At 61.8% G+C, this 21,385-nt stretch carries 15 protein-coding genes and 1 pseudogene; 12 read left to right on the plus strand and 4 right to left on the minus strand.

What is annotated here, in order from left to right; all coding sequences use genetic code 11:
• The 4 genes and pseudogenes from VF436_RS07410 to VF436_RS07425 all read left to right on the plus strand — a co-directional run.
• Positions 1–1,139 (plus strand): annotated as a pseudogene (locus VF436_RS07410) (alpha-2-macroglobulin family protein); the annotation flags it as partial.
• 50 nt (positions 1,140–1,189) lie between these two features.
• Positions 1,190–3,592 (plus strand): penicillin-binding protein 1C, encoded by a 2,403-nt coding sequence (gene pbpC / locus VF436_RS07415; protein WP_330903368.1) that lies wholly within the window; start codon positions 1,190–1,192, stop codon positions 3,590–3,592.
• A gap of 412 nt (positions 3,593–4,004) precedes the next feature.
• Positions 4,005–5,294, plus strand: a complete 1,290-nt coding sequence (locus VF436_RS07420; RefSeq protein ID WP_330903369.1) for an FAD-binding oxidoreductase — start codon at positions 4,005–4,007, stop codon at positions 5,292–5,294.
• Positions 5,291–5,647, plus strand: coding sequence for a tRNA-binding protein (locus tag VF436_RS07425; RefSeq protein ID WP_330903370.1), 357 nt, complete (start codon positions 5,291–5,293; stop codon positions 5,645–5,647). The genes VF436_RS07420 and VF436_RS07425 overlap by 4 nt, the downstream gene beginning before the upstream one ends.
• Positions 5,648–5,830: 183 nt before the next feature.
• On the opposite strand, the gene VF436_RS07430 is transcribed toward VF436_RS07425, so the two are convergent.
• Positions 5,831–6,841 carry an NAD(P)H-quinone oxidoreductase gene (locus tag VF436_RS07430; protein WP_330903371.1) on the minus strand — a complete coding sequence of 337 codons (1,011 nt, stop codon included), beginning with the start codon at positions 6,839–6,841 and terminating at the stop codon, positions 5,831–5,833.
• 168 nt (positions 6,842–7,009) lie between these two features.
• On the opposite strand from VF436_RS07430, the gene VF436_RS07435 reads away from it, so the two are divergent.
• The gene (locus tag VF436_RS07435) at positions 7,010–9,880 is read left to right on the plus strand and encodes a response regulator (protein WP_330903372.1); all 2,871 of its coding nucleotides are present in this window, start codon (positions 7,010–7,012) and stop codon (positions 9,878–9,880) included.
• Positions 9,881–9,932: 52 nt separating this feature from the next.
• On the opposite strand, the gene VF436_RS07440 is transcribed toward VF436_RS07435, so the two are convergent.
• The 3 genes from VF436_RS07440 to VF436_RS07450 form a co-directional block, all read right to left on the minus strand.
• Complete coding sequence (locus VF436_RS07440; protein WP_330903373.1) at positions 9,933–11,138, minus strand: acetyl-CoA C-acyltransferase; 1,206 nt, start codon at positions 11,136–11,138, stop codon at positions 9,933–9,935.
• A 108-nt stretch (positions 11,139–11,246) separates the two neighbouring features.
• Positions 11,247–13,619: a 3-hydroxyacyl-CoA dehydrogenase/enoyl-CoA hydratase family protein gene (locus VF436_RS07445; RefSeq protein ID WP_330903374.1), complete on the minus strand. Its 2,373-nt coding sequence runs from the start codon at positions 13,617–13,619 to the stop codon at positions 11,247–11,249.
• Between the two features lie 65 nt (positions 13,620–13,684).
• Positions 13,685–14,302, minus strand: coding sequence for a TetR/AcrR family transcriptional regulator (locus tag VF436_RS07450; protein ID WP_330903375.1), 618 nt, complete (start codon positions 14,300–14,302; stop codon positions 13,685–13,687).
• A gap of 255 nt (positions 14,303–14,557) precedes the next feature.
• Here VF436_RS07450 and ndk point away from each other — a divergent pair, with 255 nt between their 5' ends.
• The 7 genes from ndk to der all read left to right on the plus strand — a co-directional run bounded on the left by ndk (position 14,558) and on the right by der (position 21,383).
• A complete protein-coding gene (ndk, locus tag VF436_RS07455) occupies positions 14,558–14,983 on the plus strand; it encodes a nucleoside-diphosphate kinase (protein WP_330903429.1) in 426 nt (141 codons plus the stop codon).
• Between the two features lie 12 nt (positions 14,984–14,995).
• Positions 14,996–16,132 (plus strand): 23S rRNA (adenine(2503)-C(2))-methyltransferase RlmN, encoded by a 1,137-nt coding sequence (gene rlmN / locus VF436_RS07460; protein ID WP_330903376.1) that lies wholly within the window; start codon positions 14,996–14,998, stop codon positions 16,130–16,132.
• Positions 16,122–16,904: a type IV pilus biogenesis/stability protein PilW gene (pilW, locus tag VF436_RS07465; RefSeq protein WP_330903377.1), complete on the plus strand. Its 783-nt coding sequence runs from the start codon at positions 16,122–16,124 to the stop codon at positions 16,902–16,904. The genes rlmN and pilW overlap by 11 nt, the downstream gene beginning before the upstream one ends.
• Entirely contained in the window at positions 16,901–17,953 is a 1,053-nt protein-coding gene (locus VF436_RS07470) for a RodZ domain-containing protein (RefSeq protein WP_330903378.1), read from the plus strand. The genes pilW and VF436_RS07470 overlap by 4 nt, the downstream gene beginning before the upstream one ends.
• Before the next feature lie 167 nt (positions 17,954–18,120).
• Positions 18,121–18,774 (plus strand): YfgM family protein, encoded by a 654-nt coding sequence (locus VF436_RS07475; protein ID WP_330903379.1) that lies wholly within the window; start codon positions 18,121–18,123, stop codon positions 18,772–18,774.
• On the plus strand, positions 18,771–19,970 hold the full coding sequence (gene bamB, locus VF436_RS07480; protein WP_330903380.1) for an outer membrane protein assembly factor BamB: 1,200 nt from the start codon (positions 18,771–18,773) through the stop codon (positions 19,968–19,970). Before VF436_RS07475 ends, bamB begins: the two co-directional genes overlap by 4 nt.
• Positions 19,971–19,988: 18 nt before the next feature.
• Positions 19,989–21,383 carry a ribosome biogenesis GTPase Der gene (gene der / locus VF436_RS07485; protein WP_330903381.1) on the plus strand — a complete coding sequence of 465 codons (1,395 nt, stop codon included), beginning with the start codon at positions 19,989–19,991 and terminating at the stop codon, positions 21,381–21,383.
• The last annotated feature ends 2 nt before the right edge of the window (positions 21,384–21,385 follow it).

Below are 21,385 nucleotides of genomic sequence, written 5' to 3' on the forward strand. Positions count from 1 at the left end.
CCTATGCCATCTATCTGTTGACGCGCCAGGGTAACGTCACTACTAATGACTTGGCTTCGTTGCAGAAACGGTTGGGTGAAACGCAATCGAAGGACTGGAAGAACGACCTGACCGCGGCCTGGATTGCTGCCTCGTACAAGCTGCTCAAGCAGGACAAGCTGGCAGGGCAAATGCTTGCCGGTCCGCTCAAGCTGTTGTCCGAGTCGGGTGATCGCGAACCCTGGAGCTATCACTACTACTACGATCCACTCACGCGCGATGCGGTCACGCTGTACCTGGTGGCCAAGCATTTCCCCGATCAGCTCAAGTCGTTGCCGCCGCAGGCCCTTGAGAATATCGTGCGCCCGCTCCAGCAGGGACGGTTCAATACCTATTCGTCGTCCATGACCATCCTGGCCCTCGATGCCTATGCAACCCAGGCACCGGGTGACGTAAACCTGTTGACGATCGGTGCGGTCAAGGCCGATGGCAGCGTCGCGTCCATCGGCAAGGTCGATGGCATGCTGCAATCGGGTACCTGGACGCCTGCCACCGCGCGCTTGCGCCTGACCAATGGCAGCACGCTGCCGGCATGGTATGTAGTGAGCCAGTCTGGCTATGACCGCGATACCCCGAGCAAGGCGCAGCGCGATGGTGTGGAAATCACCCGTGATTACACCGACACCAACGGCAAGCCGATCGACAAGGTCACCATTGGCGACGAGATCGACGTGCATGTGAAGGTGCGCTCGACCACCAGCCGGTATGTGGACAACCTGGCGATCGTCGATCTCCTGCCCGGCGGCTTTGATCCGGTGATTCAGCCGCCACCGCCGGTGACCGACCCGCAGGCCGCTGGCGACAGCAGCGATAGCGACAGCGATCAGGGGGGCGACAGCAAGGTCGATGCCAGCGCGTGGCGTTCACCGATCGGCGTCGGTCAGCCGAGCTGGCACCTCCAATACGCCGATGTGCGCGAGGATCGCGTCGTGCTCTATGGCACGGCAACGCCGGAAGTAGGTGAGTTCGTCTATCGCATCAAGGCAACCAATGCCGGCAAGTTCATCGTGCCGCCGGCATTCGGTGAATCGCTCTACGACCGCAAGATTCAGGCCCGTGCGCCGGGCGGCGCGACGATTACCGTCGTGCGCAAACCTTGAAATGAGGCAGTGCCGCCGCTCCGGTAACGGAGCGGCGGCGTCGAATACGCATGAGCCGGTGGTTGTCCCTTATCGCCCAGCACCTCGTCGGCTGGATCAGGCGCTGGCAGAACTGGCTGGTGGGCGCGGCGCTGGTATTGTGCGTGTTGGTGGGTATCCGTCTGTGGCCACATTCGCCCTTGCGAGATGCTCTGCCGTCCTCGACAGCCGTCTACGATGATCATGGCCGCCTGCTGCGACTGACCCTGGCCGACGACGATCGTTACCGTCTGTGGGTGCCGCTGAAAGATATGTCGCCAGCCCTGGTCGAGGCGGTGCAATTGCACGAGGATCGCTGGTTTCGCTGGCATCCTGGCTTCAATGCCTACGGCCTCGTGCGCGGTGCCTGGGTAACTTACGTGCGCCACGGCAATCCGCAAGGTGGATCGACCATCACCATGCAGTTGGCCCGTCTGTTGTACCGGCTCAATACGCGTTCGCCCTGGGGCAAGCTCAAACAGGTAGCGCTCGCCGTACGGTTGGAGTTGTTTTATTCGAAAGACCAGATCCTGGAGGCTTACCTCAACGATGCGCCTTATGGACGCAACGTCGAAGGAGCCGGCGCGGCGAGCCTGGCGTATTTCGACAAGTCACCTGCGGCGTTGAATCTTCCCGAGGCACTCACGCTTGCTGTGATTCCCCAGGACCCCAGCCGCCGACTGCGTGCACCCAGCCTCGACAGCGATGCACCGATCGGGGTAATCAGTAAGTACCTGGCCCAATCACGCAATCGCCTGTACGCGCGCTGGGTGCATGAGCACCCAAAGGATGCGGCGCTCAGGCCTTTGTTCGAACTGCCGCTCAACTTGCGTCCGCTTTCGCAATTGCCGTTCGAAGCGCCGCATGCGGTCGAGCAGATCCTGGTAACCCGCAAGGTATTGGGTACGTCCGTAGACAGTCGGGTCATGACCACGCTCGACCTCGACATGCAACATACGCTGGAGCGGCAGGTCGCCGGATTCGTCCAGCGCGGCAACGCGACTGGCGTGCGCAACGCCGCGGCAATCCTGGTCGATACACGCGACATGAGCGTCAAGGCACTGGTCGGCTCGGCCGGTTACGGAGATTCGTCGATCCAGGGACAGGTCAATGGCACACTGGCAAAGCGTTCGCCAGGCTCGACCCTGAAGCCTTTCATCTACGCCCTGGGATTCGATCAGGGCGTGCTGCACCCGCAGACGGTGCTACGCGACGTGCCCACCTCGTTCGGACCCTACACACCAGAAAATTTCGACGGTCATTTCCTTGGGCCCATCACCGCGACCGATGCACTGATTCGCAGCCGCAACATCCCGGCCGTTTGGGTAGCCTCCCAGTTGAATAAACCCAGTCTCTACGATTTCCTCAAGAGTGCTGGTATCAGTCGCCTGGCCAGCGAGAAGCACTATGGCCTGGCACTGGTGTTGGGAGGCGGCGAGGTGACCATGCAGGAAGAAGCTTCGCTCTACGCCATGTTGGTCAATCGCGGTCAGTTGCGCCCTCTGCGCTGGCTGGCCGCCGAGCCTCGCTCGGACGGCACGCGCCTGCTGAGCGAGGAGGCGAGCTTCATGGTGATGGATATGCTACGCCAGAACCCGCGCCCGGACGAAGCGACGGGCGCCAATCCATCGCGCCTGCCCATTTATTGGAAGACCGGCACGTCGTGGGGGTTTCGCGATGCGTGGACGTCAGGCAGTTTCGGCCCTTACGTTCTGATCGTGTGGGTCGGCAATTTCGATGGCAGTGGTAATCCTGCGTTCGTGGGCGTGGAGGCGGCCGCACCTCTGTTCTTCCAGATCGTCGACGCCATGCATGCACAGTGGCCGGGTTTGAGCGAACCGATCCATCGCATGCCAGCCAACCTCAAGCGCGAGCAGATTTGCCTGGCCAGCGGCGACCTGCCCAATCAGTGGTGCCCACAAAAAGGCTGGACATGGTTCATACCCGGCAAATCGCCCATTCGCGTGAGCCAGGTACATCGCCCGGTGGTCATCGACGACGACACTGGCAAGCCGGCGTGTCCGCCCTATGCCGGCAAGCGCACGCACATCGAAGTCTACGAGTTCTGGCCTTCCGAACTTCAACGTGTTTTCGTACAGGCCGGCATCCCCCGCCGCAAGCCCCCGCAGAACGATGCCTGCGTCGAGGGTGGTGTTGCCGAGGGCGAGCCGCCGAAAATTACCTCGCCCTTGCGTGGCAGCATCTACACCATGCGCCTGAAGAACCAGGGCAAGGACCCGATCAGTTTCAGTGCCAATGCCGATGCCGCCGTGCGTCAGTTGTACTGGTTCGTCAACGACGCCTACATTGGCCACAGCGCTCCAGGCGAACTGTTGTTCTGGAACGCCACCGGCGCCGGCAACTACAACGTGCGTGTGGTGGATGATCGCGGCATGAGCGACCAGCGTGCGCTTGGCGTAAGCTTGGTGGAGTGAAGTCGCGTGAATCCAGTATTGCAACGTGCCTCGCCCCGTAGATACCGTCTCGCGCCGATCTAAGCAAGAGCGATATTGGGATCAAACGGCTTGCCGGATCGGATGACGTCCCAGGCGATGTGAAGGAGCGACTTCAGTCGCGAAGCAATCTGCGATGCAGTCGCAGATTGGGCCGTTTAACCTCCAAGCCGCAACTTGTATCGTGACCGAGGGGAACCTCCAAAAAAACTTTCATCGAAGTCGCCATTCCGGCGAAGGTCGGAATCTGCCGACTTCAGCTCCATCGGAGTCAAGTCACTGGGTCACGGCCTGCGCCGGGACGACGGATAGGATCGGTTTTTAGAGGTTCCCTGAAACTGCTCCTGCATGGAGTCCCCTTTACACGCGACGCAATCGACCGTCTACTTGAGCGATGGCCCACACTCCCGCCCCGTCCTACTACCGCTCCACCGCGAACGCCTACGAAGCGTTCGCGCCGTTGCGGGAACGGCGGGAGGCCCGCGTCGTGATTGTGGGCGGCGGGTTTGCCGGTTTGCATGCGGCGCTGAGCCTAGCCGAACGCGGTGTGCGCGATGTCGTGTTGCTGGAGCGCGAGCAGATCGGGTTTGGTGCATCCGGACGTAACGGTGGTTTTGTGTTTGCCGGATATTCGCTGGGCGAACAGGCGCTGCTCGATGCCCAGGGCGGCGAAACGGCACGAGCGATGTTCGCTCGCACCACCGATGCTGTCGAGCGCATACGTCAGTTGACCACGCGCTATGCCATCCGTTGCGATGTGGTGGACGACGGTGTGCTATGGGCGAACTGGTTTCGCGACCCCAACGTATTGCGGCAACGCCAACAATTGCTGGCCGAGCATTACGGCGTGGACTGGGAATGGGTGCCGCGATCGCAACTACGCGAGTTGATACGCAGCGAGCGTTATTTCGACGGTCTTTACGAGCGCAATGCGTTGCATCTGCACCCTTTGAATTTTGCCATCGGCCTGGCTGGGGCGGCGAGCGGGCAAGGTGTGGCGATTCATGAAAATACCGATGCCTGGCGTGTGCGCCGCGAAGGCCATGCGTGGCGTGTCAGCACGGCGCACGGCGAAATACTTGCCGAGCAGGTGGTCATGGCTTGCGGCGGTTACCTCGGTGGCTTGCAGCGCCAGATCGATCGGGCCATCCTGCCGATTGCCACATATGTGATGGTGACCGAGCCCCTGGGCGATCGCCTGTTTGATCTGCTGCGCAGTCGCGCTGCGATCTACGACACCCGTTTTGCTTTTGACTATTACCGGCCGCTCAATGACACGCGTCTACTCTGGGGTGGGCGCATTTCGGTGCGTGATCGCTCGGCGCGCGCCGTCCAACGTCTTCTGATGAACGACATGTTGCGTGTATTTCCGTCGCTCAAGGGCGTGCGCGTCGAACACGCATGGTCGGGCCTGATGAGCTATGCGCGACATCAGATGCCGCAGATTGGTACACGTGGCGACGGACTGTGGTGGGCGCAGGCATTCGGTGGGCATGGTCTAGCTCCCACATGCGCGGCTGGCGAACTGCTTGCCTCGGCCATCGCGCAGGGTAGCGATGCGTGGAAACCGTTTGCCAGTTATGGCCTGGACCATGCGCATCGCCCGATCGGTTACCTCGCCGCGCAAGCCAGCTACTGGTGGCAGCAGGGCAAGGATTGGTTCAAGACGAGGTTGGAAGGATGAATGACCTAGTAGTTGAAGATGTTCACGCCATCGGTTGGGATGACTTCCAGAAAGTCCTGATCGTTGCCGGCACCGTGGTGCGCGTGGAGCCGTTCCCCGAGGCGCGTCGACCAGCCTGGAAAGTATGGGTGGATTTTGGGCCCTATGGCGAAAAGAAAACCAGCGCGCAGATTGCACACCTGTATCAACCGCAGCACCTGATCGGCAGGCAGATCGTGGGCATACTCAATTTCCCGGAAAAGCAGATCGGGCCGTTTCGTTCACAGTTCCTGCTGACCGGGTTTCACACCGACGAAGGCGTGGTCGTGACCACGGTCGAGCGCCCGGTGCCCAATGGAGCGCGCATGGCGTGAGGGTTCGGCATAAGAGGGAGCCGGGCACTGGCGCGCCTGTACGAGCCGTTATCCCAGGCTCTTTCCGCCGAGCTTACGGCCATGAGCCGGCGCACCTTGACCGGCGATTTTGTCAACAGTGCATCATCGATCGACCCGGCTGCGTATAGCAGGTATTTCCATCTCGATGACGTGGCGCAGTCGTCACCAGCGCAGCATGATCTTGCCGATGTGCGAACTGCTTTCCATCAGCGCATGCGCCTTGGCGGCATCGGCAGCAGGAAACACCTTGTCGATGACCGGGCGTACCTGGCCGGCTTCGATCAAGGGCCATACCTTGTCGTGCAAGGCGCGTGCAATCGCCGCCTTGAACGCAACCGGGCGCGGCCGCAGGGTGGAGCCCGTGACAGTGATACGGCGTCGCATCAGCTTGCCCATGTCCAGTGTGGCTTTATGGCCTCCCAAGGTGGCGATGACCACCAGTCGACCGTCCTCGGCCAGGCATTCAAGTTCACGCGACACATAGTCGCCGGCTACCATGTCCAGGACCACATCGACGCCGCGCCCGTCGGTGTGCTCGCGGATGACTTCCACGAAATCGGCAGTCTTGTAGTTGATCGCTACCTGGGCGCCCGCTGATCGGCAGGCCTCGCACTTGGCATCGCTGCCGGCTGTGGCGAAGACGCGATGACCGAACGCGTGCGCCAACTGGATCGCGGCCATGCCGATGCCGCTGGAGCCTCCCTGCACCAACAGGCTCTCCTGCGCACCACCTTCGCCTTGCCCCAGGCGCCCTCGGTCAAAGACGTTGCTCCATACGGTGAAATAGTTTTCCGGTAGCGACGCGGCCTGTTCCAGGCTCAACCCACGCGGTACCGGCAAACATTGCAGCAGGGGAGCGGTGGCATAGCTGGCATAGCCGCCACCGGCAAGCAGGGCACACACTTCGTCGCCGATGCGCAACCCAAAGGGGTTGTCGCCGCCCAGGTCGCCCTCGACCAATCTGCCGGCCACCTCCAGGCCCGGTAGCGACGAGGTCCCGGGAGGCGGCGGGTAGGCGCCCTGGCGCTGGAAGATGTCCGGGCGATTGACGCCCGATGCCCTTACCTCGATCAAGACCTCGCCTGGCCCAGGCGACGGGCGCGCGAGCGTGACCTGGCGCAGGTTTTCCGGGGGGCCCGGCTGGGCGATATCGATGGCTTGCATGGTCGACATGGGATCTTCAGCACACAGAGGGACGCGTTCGCGCATGATAAGGTCTGTGATCGTGGTAGTGCCGTGCAAGGACGGCACCGCTGGTATCGCACGATGGCCGGGGGATGCCGGCCTGAAGGACGCAATCGCCATGCCCTGACCGGGCGTGTCAAGGACGGAGGACCAAGCGTGAAACGACGCTATATCGCCGTGTTTTGCCTTTGGCTGGGTTTATTCGACCTCACGCCGGGCAATGCCCGGGAGCCTGTACCGGCATCGCCAACTGAGCCCTTGCCGCTGACGTCCGCCGAACGGGCTTATCTACGTTCGTTGCCAACGCTCAACGTCGCGGTGGACAAAAGCTTCCGCCCGTTCACTGTGGTCGATGCAAGCGGGCATGTCCAAGGTCTGGCGATCGATTATCTGCATGAGATCGCTGATCGACTCGGTCTGCGTCTCAATTTCGTTCCAGCGCAGGACTGGAACGAAACCATGGGCTTGATCCGTGAACGGCGCGTGGATCTGCTAGGCACGATGGTGCCCGGTGGTATCGCCGATCGATACATGAAATCTTCCCAGCCCTACGTCAGCTTTCCCTTGATGATCGTCTTGCGCGAGCGTCATCCGTCCACCGCCGGATTGGATGACCTGCTAGGCAGGACGATTCTCGCCAATCCCCAGCGGTCCGCCGATGCCAGTGCGCTGACGCGGTTGCTTGATTACCGCTTATTACCGGTGTCTTCCGTCGAAGTGGCCATGAAGCGCCTGGCTGCGGGAGAGGGTGACGCCATGCTGGGTAACCTGGCATCGGTGGATGATCTGCTGAGTCGCCATTATTTTGGTGTCCTGCGCGTGGTGGCGCCTACTGGTGTTGACGAGCCGCTGGCCGTGGGCGTGCGCCCCGGTCTGGAGCCCTTGCGACCGTTGCTCGATCGCGCCATAACCGCGATAACGCCACGCGAACATGCGGCCATTCGTAATGCATGGTTTTCATCGCGTTACAGCTTTGGCACCAGCCTGGGCACGCTTTTGCTGCAACTGTTGCCCTTGCTGCTGGCGGGCGCCGTGGCAATGCTGGCATTGACGTACGCGTACTTGAAGCTTCGACGGGAAATGCGTCTGCGCCAACTATCGGAGAGAATGCTTGCCGATGTTGCTGCCAACCTGCCAGCGGTGGTCTACAAACTGAAAATGTGGCCCGATGGCACGCGCCGTTTCATTTTCGTCGGTGGCGATCCTGCGCCTTTGATGGGATTGAACACGGAAGAGATCCTCGCGGACAAGTCGGTCGTGTTGAACACCGTGCACGCAGAGGATCGCGCCATGTTGCTCGATGCGTTGCACGAATCGGCACGCGAAATGACGCCTTTGCGAGTGGAACTGCGAGCCAATGTTGCCGGGCGCATTCGCTTCATCCATTCGCAGGCCCGGCCACGCAAGGGGGAGGACGGCTGCATTTACTGGAGCGGCTTCTGGAGCGATGTCACCCTGGAGCATGAACAGGCACAAGCCTTGGCACATGCGCGTGACGCGGCCGAGCAAGCTACCCAGGCAAAATCGCAATTCCTGGCGAGCATGAGCCATGAAATCCGCACCCCCATGAACGGGGTTATCGGTATGCTCGATGTGCTGGCCCAGACAACGCTGACCTCACAGCAACGGCAGATGGTCAGCGTGATGAGCGATTCAGCCGAATCGTTGCTGCGCATCGTCAACGATATCCTCGACTTTTCAAGGGTCGAATCGGGTGAGTTGGTGGTCGCCGAAACACCCATGGACGTCCGACGACTGGTCGACGCGGTAGCGGCCATCATGGCGTCCTCGTCACAGGCCAAAGGCTTGTCGCTGCAAATCCGGGTAAGCGATGACGTTCCTTCCAGCGTTGTCGGCGACGACGGCCGGTTGCGGCAGATCCTGCTGAATCTGTTGAGTAATGCAGTCAAGTTCACCCAGGCGGGCACCGTCAGTCTCGATGTCGATGTGCTTCGGCACGAACCGTCGGCGCAATGGTTGAGTTATTGCGTGAAAGACACCGGAATAGGCATCGCAACCTGTGTACAGGAGCAGATTTTTGAACCATTCGTGCAGGGCGACCCTTCCACCACTCGATATTTTGGCGGTAGTGGCTTGGGTCTGACGATCTGTCGGCACCTGGCCCAATTGATGGGAGGCCACATCTCACTGGAGAGCAAGCTGGCTCATGGCACCAGCGTGCGTGTGATCCTGCCCATGAAGTTGCCTCCAACGGATGCCACTTCCACGGTCTGCCCGCCGTGTATCGCTACATCGGCCAGCGGCGTCCCTGCGTTGCCTTTTGACGCACCCGTGCCTGCGCCGACGGGCAGGGTGCTCGTCGTGGACGACCATCCGGCCAACCGCCAATTGCTATGCATGCAACTGGCCATGCTGGGCATGGACTGCCGCGAGGCGTCGAGCGGTCCTCAAGCGCTGGATATCCTTGCCGAGCGCTCCTTCGACATCGTGTTCACCGACTGCCATATGCCCGGCATGGACGGCTTTGAACTGGTGCGACACATTCGTGCGTTGCCCGAAGCGGTTGCCATGCGTGTGATTGCGGTCACCGCCGATGCCTATCCCGACACCGTCACGCGTTGCAAACAGTCGGGCATGGACCACTTCCTGGCCAAGCCCGTGCGCTTGCCTGACCTGGAGCATATGTTGGGAAGAAACGCACAGGATGCTGGCGAACCCAAGGCCGATGTCGTCGTTGATAGCGGCCGGCTGCGCAGATTGATGGGCACGGACAAGGCGATGCTATCTTTGCTTGATACTTGCATTGCCGAGACGGAGCGCAAGATGGCAGAGCTGCCGACCCTGCTCGCGGCCGCCGATCCGCAGGCGATGGCCGAGTGGCTGCATCACGTGCTTGGCGGTCTGATCCTCATCTTCGAACGCGAGTCGCTTGCCGATGCCTATGAGGTCGAGAACGCTTTGCACGATGCCCTCGACATTGGCATCGATATCAACCACGCGATGGTGTCGCGACTGGACCAACACGTCCGGGCCATGCGTCAGGCCGCCAGTGTCTTGCGTCGCTGAAAAAAAGGCGGCGCCGTAGCGCCGCCGTTCTGCTTGCCTGCGGATCGATCGTTTAGACCGCTTCGAAGATGCCTGCCGCACCCATGCCGGTACCGATGCACATGGTGACCATGCCGTACTTTTTCTTATGGCGACGCATGCCATGCACCAAGGTGGCGGCACGGATCGCGCCGGTCGCGCCCAGCGGGTGACCCAGCGCGATGGCGCCGCCCAGCGGATTGACCTTGGAGGCATCCAGGCCCAGGTCCTTGATCACGGCCAGCGACTGCGCGGCAAAGGCTTCGTTGAGTTCAATCCAGTCGATCTGGTCCTGCGTCAGGCCGGCCTGCTTGAGCACCTTCGGGATGGCTTCCTTCGGACCGATACCCATGATGTCAGGCTTCACTCCGGCCACGGCATAGCTGACGAAGCGAGCCAGCGGTTGCAGGTTGTACTTCTTGATCGCCGCTTCGCTGGCCAGCAGCAGCGCACCGGCGCCGTCGGAGGTCTGCGAAGAGTTGCCCGCCGTCACCGAACCGCCGAACTGACCGTTGCGGAACACCGGCTTGAGCTTGCCAAGTACTTCAACCGTGCTGCCCGGACGTGGGCCTTCATCCGTATCGATGACGCGGCTATCAGTCTTGATGCCGCGAGTCTTGAGATCGGGGTAACGATCGTCAAGGGTGAAAGGGGTGATTTCGTCCTTGAATTCACCCGCCTTGATCGCTGCCAGCGCCTTGTCATGGCTGAGCGCAGAAAACGTATCCTGTTCCTCGCGGCTGACCTTCCACTGCTTGGCCACGTTTTCGGCGGTAATGCCCATGCCATAGGCGATGCCGATGTTTTCGTCCTGGAAGATCGCCGGATTCATGGCGACCTTGTGGCCCATCATCGGCACCATGCTCATGCTCTCGGTGCCGCCGGCGATCATCAGTTCGGCCTCGCCCAGGCGAATGCGATCGGCAGCCATGGCGATGGCCTGCACACCGGAAGAGCAAAAACGATTGACCGTCACGCCCGGTACGGTGTCCGGCAGGCCGGCCAGAAGCACGCCGATGCGTGCCACGTTCATGCCTTGCTCGGCTTCCGGCATGGCGCAGCCGATGATGGCATCGCCGATCTCATGCGGATCGATGCCCGGTGCCTGCGCCATCACGGCGCGGATCACGTGGGCCAGCATGTCGTCGGGACGGGTGTTGCGAAACACGCCGCGCGGCGCCTTGCCGACCGGTGTACGGGTGGCGGCGACGATGTAGGCGTCCTGGATTTGCTTGCTCATGGAAAGCTCCAAAGAATCGTTGAAGGAGATAGTGGGGAAAGAGCGGGAAGCGAGGGGCGCGAAGCGCGCTGTTCTCTCACTTCCCATTCCGCGCGACTGGCGCGCTCACTAGTTCCTCAGGGGTTTGCCGGTAGTCATCGTGTGGGCAATGCGGGCCTGCGTCTTCTCCGTCTGCGCCAGCTCCACGAAGTGCTTGCGCTCCAGTTCGAGCAGCCATTCTTCGTCTACCTGCGAACCGCGTTCGACATTGCCGCCACACAGCGTATCGGCGATGCGCGAGGCGATCTCCACGTCATGCTCGGAGGCGAAGTAGCCCGCTTGCAGGTTGGCCAGCGAGGCCTTGAACGTGGCGGTGCCGACGTCGCCCGCGACCGGAATCGCGCGCTGCGGCAGCGGCGGACGATAGCCCGCTTCAGCCAGCGACTGCGCGACTTTCTTGGCCACATACAACAGCTCATAGGCGTTGAACACCACCACATCGCTGTCGCGCATCAGGCCCATCTGCTTGGCTTCCAGCGCGCTGCCGGCCACCTTGGCCATGGCCACCGTCTCGAACACCTTCTTCAGTGCTTCGAACGGGTCGCCCGGATTCTGCTGGGCTGCACGCACAGCCAGTTCATGCAGGCCACCGCCGGCAGGCAACAGGCCCACGCCCGCCTCGACCAGGCCGATGTAGCTTTCCAGGGCTGCCACGGTGCGGGCCGAGTGCATCTGGAATTCGCAACCGCCACCCAGGGCCAGGCCGCGCACGGCCGACACCACCGGTACCAGCGAGTGCTTGATGCGCATGCTGGTGCGCTGGAAGTTGGCGACCATCTTGTCGAAGTCGTCGATCTTGCCCGCCTGCAACAGGCCCAGCGCACCCTTGAGATCCGCGCCAGCCGAGAACGGCTCGCCGGTCTGCCAGATCACCACGGCCTTGAGCTTTTCCTCGGCAATACCCACGGCGTGCTGGATACCATCGAGCACGAAATCGTTGACCGTGTTCATCTTGGTCTTGAACGAGATGATGCCGACGTTGTCGTCGCCCAGCGTCCACAGGCGAACACCCTCGTTTTCCCACACGGTCGTGCCCTGGTCGAACTTCTCGCCCAGGATCGGATCGGGGAACAATTGGCGCTGATAGACCGGATGCTGCGAGCGCGGCTTGTCGCTATTGGAAGCGGCCGAGAACGAACCGCTCTTGCCATGCACGCCCTGGCGGCCATCGGTGACCCACTTGGGCAGCGGCGCCTTGCTCATGGTCTTGCCGGCGGCGATGTCTTCCTCGATCCACTGCGCTACCTGCTGCCAGCCAGCGGCCTGCCAGGTCTCGAACGGGCCGAGCTTCCAGCCGTAGCCCCAACGGATGGCGAAATCGACATCACGCGCGGTATCGGCGATGTCGGCCAAGTGATAGGCGGTGTAGTGGAACAGGTCGCGGAAGGTTGCCCACAGGAACTGCGCCTGCACGTCGCTGGACGCACGCAGTTTGCCGAATTTCTCGGCCGGGTCCTTGATGGCCAGGATCGCGGCCACTTCGTCGGAAGCTTTCTGTTCGGAGGGGCGATAATCCTTCTTCGCCACATCAAGCACCACGATGTCCTTGCCGGCCTTGCGGTAGAAGCCGGCACCCGTTTTCTGACCCAGCGCGCCCTGGTCGATCAACGCCTGCAACCATGTGGGCGCCTTGAAGTATTCGTGCCACGGATCGTCGGCCAGCGTATCGGCCATGGTTTTGATCACGTGCGCCATGGTGTCCAGGCCCACCACGTCCGCCGTGCGGTACGTGGCACTCTTGGGACGGCCCACGGCCGGACCGGTCAGTGCATCGACGGTGTCGAAGCCGAGCTTGAACTGTTCGGTGTGGTACATCGTCGACAGCATCGAGAACACACCGATGCGGTTGCCGATGAAGTTAGGCGTGTCCTTGGCAATCACCACGCCCTTGCCGACGGTCGTGGTCAAGAAGGCCTCCAGGCCGTCGAGCACGTTCTTGTCGGTAAGGCGCGTCGGGATCAGCTCCACCAGGTGCATGTAGCGCGGCGGATTGAAGAAATGCACGCCGCTGAAACGATGGCGCATGTCTTCGGGCAGCGCTTGAGCCAAGCCATTGATCGACAGGCCCGAGGTGTTGGAGGCGATGATGGCGGTCTTGGAAAGGTGTGAAGCGATCTTCTTGTATAGATCCAGCTTCCAGTCCATGCGTTCGGCGATCGCCTCGATCACCAGGTCCACGTCCTTGAGATGGTCCATGTCCTCGTCATAGTTGGCCGGAATGATCGCGGCGGCGATGTTCTTCTCGGCCAGCGGGGCAGGGGACAGCTTCTTCAGGTTCTCGATGGCCTTCAGCGCGATCCCACTCTTGGGGCCTTCCTTGGCAGGGAGGTCGAACAGGACAGTTTCGACACCGGCGTTGGTCAGGTGCGCGGCGATCTGCGCGCCCATGACACCGGCGCCGAGTACCGCGGCCTTGCGGATACGTAGAGGTGTTGCAGTCATTGGTATCTCCGACGAAGTACGGACACGAAAGGTGCTGACGTAAAGCTGATGAAGCGCGCGGATCCTCAGGGATGACTGAGGCCCGCGGCGGAAAAGCGGATGAGATGCGCGGCCGTCTGCTCGCGATGCACCGTCTCGGTGACATCGCTCTTGCGCTGGATCATGCCGAAGCCCGACATGGCGTGGGTCAGTGCGCCGGAGACCAGGTCGATGCGCCAGTAGAGCTCTTCCTTGCTCAAGTGCGGTAGCAGGCGTGCGAATTCGGCCGTGAACTGACGCATCACGTGGCCGTAATTATCCGACAGGAACTTGCGCAGGGTGTCGTCATGCTCGGCAAAAGCTCGCGCCAGCACGCGCATGAACAGCGTGCCGCTGCCGTCATGTGACAGTTCCAGGGCTGGCTTGATAAACGCGGCGAGCACATCGTCCAGCGTAGTCTCCGGCTGGCCGGCAATACGCGCCAGCGCCTTGAGGCGGCGACTGTTGAGCTCGTCAAGGCGGCGGCGGAAAACCTCCTCCACCAGGCGGTCCTTCGAGCCGAAGTGATAGTTGACCGCTGCCAGATTGACGCCGGCGGCAGCGGTGAGTTGGCGCAGCGAAGCGCCCTCGAATCCGTGCCTGGCAAACAACACTTCGGCGGCACTGAGGATGCGTTCTTTCGTCGATTGCTGTGAGGTTTGCACGTTCGGGCCTGGGCAGTAGGTATCAAACGATCGTTTGAGAATACCTCGCTCGAACGCTTCCGTCAAACGTTTGTTTTAGACGCGGATGACGTACTTGGCACGGCGGATGTGTTCAACTTGCGAAATAGCTAGAATCTGTCAGACTTTCCCGTGCTAAATCCTCATTTCATGACGGATTTGGTCAAATTTGCCGACCGGGGGGTCGGCAATGCCCCAACACAAAACCTAGACATCCTGTCCCCGGAGCAGATCGACATGGCGCTGGAGCGCACCCTTTCCATTATCAAGCCCGACGCTGTTGCCAAGAACGTGATCGGCGAAATCTATGCCCGCTTCGAGAAGGCTGGCCTGAAGGTCGTAGCCGCCAAGATGAAGCATCTGTCGCGCAAGGAGGCCGAAGGCTTCTACGCCGTGCATCGTGAGCGTCCCTTCTTCAATGCGCTGGTCGAATTCATGATCTCCGGCCCGGTGATGATCCAGGCGCTGGAAGGCGACAACGCCATCCTGAAGAACCGCGAGCTGATGGGCGCGACCAATCCGAAGGATGCAGCGCCGGGCACCATCCGCGCCGACTTCGCCGATTCGATCGACGCCAATGCCGTGCACGGTTCGGACGCGGCCGAGACGGCCAAGGTCGAAATTGCTTATTTCTTCGCCGAGACGGAAGTCTTTTCGCGCTGAGGTCGTCGTGTTGTGAGCCAGGCTGAAGTAACCACCACCACCGACAAGGTCAACCTGCTCGATTTCGATCGACAGGGCTTACGTGACTTTTTCGCCAACATCGGCGAAAAGCCGTACCGCGCCGACCAGGTCATGAAGTGGATCTACCACCGCCTGGAAGACAACTTCGAGAACATGACCGACGTAGGCAAGGCGCTTCGAGCCAAGCTCGAGGCGTCGTGCTACATCGGCCCACCCAAGACCTTGTTCGACAAGGGCGCGGCCGATGGTACCCACAAGTGGTTGTTGGGCATGGATGGCGGCAACGCCATCGAGGCGGTCTACATCCCGGAGCCGACCCGCGGCACGCTGTGCGTGTCCTCGCAGGTAGGCTGCGGCCTGAACTGCCAGTTCTGCTCCACTGCCACGCAGGGCTTCAATCGCAACCTTGCCACGTCCGAGATCATCGGACAGATGTGGGTCGCGGCCAAATACCTGGGCAACGTCACGCACCAGAACCGTCGCATTACCAACGTGGTCATGATGGGCATGGGCGAACCGTTGCTCAACTTCGACAATGTGGTCAAGGCCATGAGCCTGATGCGCGATGACTTCGGATTCGGCCTGGCGTCCAAGCGCGTGACGCTGTCGACCGCCGGCATGGTGCCGATGATCGACAAGCTGTCCGAGGCCATCGATGTCTCGCTGGCAGTGTCGCTGCATGCGGCCAATGACGAGTTGCGCACCGAACTGGTACCGCTCAACAAGCGTTACCCGATCGCCGAACTGGTGGCCTCCTGCCAGCGCTGGCTGGCACGTAAGCCGCGCACCTCGATCACCTTCGAATACACCTTGATGAAGGGCATCAACGACCAGCCCGAGCATGCCCGCCAGCTGATCAAGCTGATGCGCCGCCTGCCCAACTGCAAGGTCAACCTGATCCCGTTCAATCCTTTCCCCGGCACGCGCTTCGAGCGGTCCGATACCGACGTGATTCGCGCGTTCCAGACGCAGCTTCTCAATGCCGGCATCCTCACCATGCTGCGTCGCACGCGTGGCGACGACATCGATGCCGCTTGCGGACAGCTCAAGGGACAGGTTCTCGATCGCACGCGTCGTCAATCGGAATTTCGCAAGCGTCTTGAAGATGGAGCGGCCCATGCGGCTTGAGCGTGTTGCCCTGATGGCCGCACTGGCCTTGATGATGGCCGGTTGTGTCACGGAACGTCCGGATACGCCGGAGAGTCGCCTGCGCGAGCCAAAGGGCAGCAAGAATCAGGATTCGGCACGTGTCTTCACCGAGCTGGGTCAGCACTATCTGCAAACCAATGATCTACAGGGTGCCTTGACGCAGTTCAACAAGGCACTCAAGTACGACGAAAAATACGAGCCGGCACAGACGTTGATCGCCGCGACCTACGAGCGCATCCATGACACGGCCAATGCCGAGTTGCATTACCGCAAGGCGCAAGGCATCGATCCGGCGCGCGGCGGTCCGAACAACAACCTTGGCGCGTTCCTGTGTCGTACCGGGCGTACCGCCGAGGGGCTGCCGTATTTCCAGAAGGCTGTCGCCGACCCGTTCAACCAGGCGCCCTCGGTGGCCTGGATCAATGCCGGTACCTGCCACATCACGGCGGGTGATCCCGCCGCCGCGGAGGAAGATTTCCGCAAGGCGTTGACCGTTGATCCGAACAATGGCGAGGCGCTTTATCAGCTCGCCAATATGCTTTACCAGCGTAACGATGCGTTCCGCGCCAGCGCCTTCATGCAGCGCTACGATGCCCTGGGCCAAGCAAGCCCCCAGGCATTGAAGCTCGGCTTCGACATCGAAACCCGCCTGGGCGACAAGGATGCCGCCCTCAATTACCGTCGGCGATTGCAGTCCCAGTTCCCGGAGTCGGAACAGGCGCGTGCCCTCGATATCACCGCTAGCCCATGACCTCCAAACAGTCACAACCGGCCGAAAACGAAGATCGCGGCACTGAGCTGTTCAATGCTTCCGCCCAGGCCATGGAAACCTCGTCGCCTGGCGCGACGTCCCAGTTCGGCGCACGCCTGCGCGCGGCTCGTGAGGCGCGGGGCCTGAGCGTGGAACATTGTGGTCAGACCTTGCGCCTGCCCATTCGTGTGCTGCGCCAGCTTGAAGGCGGCGACTACAGCGGCATCGATTACCAGGTCTACCTGACCAGCTACCTGGCCAAGTACGGGCGCTTCCTCGGCGTTGATGAGGCCACGATCCAGGCTGAACTTGAACGCCTCAAGCCCACCCAGGCGCAGCCTGCGCTGGTGGCCACCGGCGGCATTTCCCATTCGCGATACCTGCTGGAAAACTACCTGCGTGCCGCAACCTACGTGGTGTTGACCGGCGTAATTGCCGTGCCCGCCATCTGGCTGGGCATGCGCGGCGCGTTCGATCGCGACATCAGTCATCTGGCGCCGCTCGATGCCTCGCCCGTAGCGCAGCAGGAGCCGCTAGCTCCGGCATCCTCAACCAGTGCCCTGGCAGCCCATCTGCCCGCAGACAGTAGTTCGGCGGCACTGGCTGCCACCGAGTCGGCGCCGGCTTCTACGGTGCCGCAAGTGCAGTCTCCCCGCCAGGATGACCAACAGCCCTTGCTGGCTTCCATGGCGCCATTCCCCAACCTGGGTAGCGGCGATAACGCAGCCAAGCCGGTCATCAGCGCACCACAGGTAACCGGGTCCGGAGCACATAGCTTGGTATTGAATGTACCCAACGACAGCTGGGTGAATATCACGCGCAAGGACGGTTCACGCCTGGAGTTCAGCTTGCTGCGCGCAGGCACCAGCAAAACCTACCAGAGCGACCAGCCGCTCGATGTACTTATCGGCAACGCCAATGGCGCCCAGGTCACTCTCGACGGCCAGCCGGTGGCGCTGGAGAGCTTCCGACGGGCCAACGTGGCGCATTTCCACATGGATGTACAGGACGGCAAGGCCGCCGCGACTTCCGCTCCAGCCAGCCTCTGAGTCACTGGCCCAGCCTCCCCCGGTCTACGCGGCCGGGGGCAAGTTAAGTTATGCTTGGGCATTGTCCTTTCGTCGGCTCATGGCCGGACGAGATCCGGCCTTCCCCTCATGGGCGCCGCCTGTCGGCGCGTACCCTGCGTGGGCCCCTTCAACGGTGAATTTTCAGCATGGCATTTGAAGCGTACGACGATTACGAACAAAGCGAACGCGTACAGAAGTGGCTGCGTCAGAACGGCCTTTCGATCATCGTCGGTGTAGCGATCGGCCTGGTTGGCATCTTCGGCTGGCAACAGTGGAAGAGCCATCGCCAGGGCCATGAAGGGCAGGCGGCCGAGATTTACCAGCAAGCCCAGACGGCTGCGCTGACCGGCAAGCCTGATCTGGCCGAAACGCTCACGGACACCCTGCTCAAGGATTATTCCGATACGGCCTATGCCAGCTTTGCTGCCAGCGAACGTGCCCAGCGGCAGGTCACCGCCAAGCAATTGGACAAAGCCCTGGTGTCGCTGGCAGAGGCCGAGAAATATGCTCCCGACGCCGAACTCAAGGCGCTGATGCAGTACCGCACCGCGCAGGTACAGCTGGCGATGGGCAAGGCGGACGATGCGCTGGCAACCTTGGGCAAGATGCCGCCCAAGAGCTACGAAAGCATCAGCCAGGAACTACGCGGCGACGCGCAGGTCAAGCTTGGTCATCCCGAGGAGGCTCTCAAGGCCTACGAAGCTGCCAAGGCGGCGATGGGTGACAACGCGCCACAGGGCGGTGCCTTGTTGCAGAACAAAATCGATGATCTGGCCGTGGCCGGAAAGCAGGGTGCATGAACCGTCGTTTATTGCTGATCGCGCTGACCTCGCTGGTGGCGCTTGCTGGTTGCCACTCGTTCAAGAAAGAGAACGTCCAGCCGCCGACCCCGCTGGAGAAGGGTTTCAAGCCGACCGTCCAGGTCAGCCGCCTGTGGCGTAACAGCGTCGGCAAGGGCGCTGGCGATAGCGGTGTGCGCCTGCGCCCGGCATATGCCGATGGCGTGCTCTACGCCGCCAGTGTCGACGGTCACCTGGCCGCATTCGATGCCCAGTCGGGCAAGACCCTGTGGAGCACCAGTTCGCGCCAGCACGGTTGGTTTGGTTGGGGCGACAAGAAGCGCAAGGACACCTATTTCGCCGGTGGCCCGGCCGCTTCCGGTGACCTGCTGGTGGTTGGCACGCTCGATGGTCATGTCTATGGCCTGAATGCGAAGGACGGCAGCGATCGTTGGACGGCCACGCTTAATTCCGAAGTGCTGTCTGCACCGATCATCGTCGGCAATCTTGTCGTGGTGCGCACGGGCGATGGCCGCGTCTACGGGTTTGATTCGAGCACCGGCGAGCGTCGCTGGGCTTACGATCAGAGCACCGTGCCGCTTCTGAGCCTGCGCGGCAATGGCCCGATGCTCGGTGCCAACGGCGTGGTGTTCTTCGGCAGCGACAGCGGCAAGCTGGTCGCGCTGCGCCTGGACAACGGCGACAAGCTGTGGGAGCAGTCGCTCGCCAGCGGTGAGGGCCGTACCGAAATCGATCGCCTCAGCGACGCCGATGGCGGCATCCTGCTGGACGGCAACACGCTTTACGGCGCTGCTTATCATGGCAACCTCGTCGCGGTGGATGGCCCCAGTGGCCGTCCGTTGTGGACGCGCCCCTTCTCCACCTTCACCTCGATCGACGTGCACGGCAATGCGCTTTACGGCGTGGACGACCAGTCGCAGGTGTGGAGCTTCGACAAGAGCGGCGGCTCCGACATGTGGAAGAACGACAAGCTCAAGTATCGCTGGCTGACCGCGCCGGCCGCGCAGAACGACTACGTGGTGGTTGGCGACCTGGAAGGCTATGTGCATTGGCTCCAGAGCGGTGATGGTGCGCTGGCCGGTCGCGAGCGCCTGTCCAAGAAGCCCATCCGTGCCCAGCCGCTGGTGGTTGGTGATGTGGTTTACGTCGAGGACGTGAAGGGCCGTATCGGCGCTTACCGTCTGGCCGGCCACTGATAAGGCCTGTGCCAAGCCATGTTGCCCGTCGTCGCCCTGGTCGGTCGTCCCAATGTCGGTAAATCGACCCTCTTCAACGCGTTGACGCGCAGCCGTGACGCCCTGGTGGCCGATATGCCGGGCGTCACACGCGATCGCCATTACGGCTTCTGCCGTCTTGGCGAAAAGCCTTTCGTGATCGTCGACACCGGTGGTCTTTCCGGCGACGAGCAGGGCCTGGATGGACTGACCGCACAGCAGGTGCGGCTGGCCATCGAGGAAGCCCATGTGCTCGTGTTCGTGGTGGATGCGCGCGATGGCCTGCTGCCGCAGGATCGCACCATCCTTGGTGAGCTTCGTCGCAGCGGCAAGCCGATCATTGCTGCCGTCAACAAAACGGACGGCCTGGATCTGCAAAATGCCATGGCGGAGTTTGCCGTCTTTGGCATCGCCAATACCTTGCCGCTGTCGGCTGCGCACAACCGTGGCACGGAAGAACTCATCGCCGTGGTGCAGCCCTTGCTGCCCCCCGATGCGGAGGAAGTGATCTCCGCCACAGACGACAGCATCCGCGTGGCCATCGTAGGCCGCCCGAATGCTGGCAAGTCCACCCTGATCAACCGCCTGCTTGGCGAAGATCGCCTGATCGTTTCGGATGTTGCCGGTACCACGCGCGATCCGATCCGCGTGCCGCTGGAGCGTGACGGCAAGCGTTATACCTTGATCGACACCGCCGGTGTGCGCCGCAAGGCGCGCGTGGAAGAGGCGGTGGAGAAATTCAGCGTCATCAAGACGCTGCAATCGATGGCCGCCGCGCAGGTCGTAGTCGTGCTGGTCGACGCACGCGAGAACCTGGCCGACCAGGATCTCACGCTCATCGGCCATGCCGTCGACGAGGGCAGGGCGCTGGTCATCGCCGTCAACAAATGGGACGGCCTGGATGCCTACCAGCGCGAGCAATGTGAGCGCGCGCTTGAACGTCGCTTGCAGTTCGTCGACTGGTCCAAGCGTGTGTTCATTTCGGCCCTGCATGGCTCGGGCCTGCGCGAGCTGATGCGCGCTGTAGTGCGCGCGCATACGGCAGCCACGCGTGAGCTGGGTTCATCTGAACTCACTCGCACCCTGGAGCGCGCCTACGAAGGCTATCAGCCCCCGCTGGTGCGTGGTCACGCCCCCAAGCTGCGCTTCGCCCATCCTGGCGGCAGCAATCCGCCGACCATCGTCATCCACGGCAGCCGCACCAAGCATATTGCGCCGGCTTATCGGCGTTACCTGGAAAACTTCTTTCGCCAGCGTTTCAAGCTGGAAGGCACGCCGGTTCGCATCGACTTCCGCGATGGCGATAATCCTTACGCCGGCAAGAAGAACGTACTGACCGAAGGCCAGCTACGTAAGCGTCAGCGCATGATTCGCGAGATGAAGCGGCGCAAGTAGTC

The organism is Dyella sp., from assembly GCF_036384435.1.
Classification (GTDB): domain Bacteria; phylum Pseudomonadota; class Gammaproteobacteria; order Xanthomonadales; family Rhodanobacteraceae; genus GSA-30.